Source organism: Dyella sp. SYSU CM1112 (assembly GCF_058216415.1).
Map to the genome: position 1 here is coordinate 1 of NZ_JBZEGI010000085.1, position 328 is coordinate 328.

Below are 328 nucleotides of genomic sequence, written 5' to 3' on the forward strand. Positions count from 1 at the left end.
ATGCGCGGCGAGATGGCCGGCATAAAACGCCGCCAGGCGTTGCGCGGTGTCCTGCCATGCGCCCGGTGGCATGGTGGTCACCACCGGCCAGGCGCGGGCGATCTGCGGGGCGAGGAAGGCCGCATCGGTGCGAGCCGGTTCGGCCAGCATCAGATACGCCTTGAGCGTGTCGTACCCCTGGCGCTGCACGGCATGGCTTTGCAAGGCGTCAGCGCGCACGCGCGTGATGTCGCGCAGCGACGCTTCCAGGCTCAGCCGCACCGGCTGGGTCAGCAGCGTGCGGCTGACCTGCGCATACCGCGTCCACAGCGCGGCGAGGATGGCGCGA

The 328-nt window shown here is 70.7% G+C and carries 1 protein-coding gene; it reads right to left on the bottom strand.

From position 1 onward, the window contains the following. The coding region (locus AC4HNJ_RS21725; RefSeq protein WP_490481702.1) for an ImcF-related family protein at window positions 1-328 on the bottom strand (328 nt) is incomplete at both ends.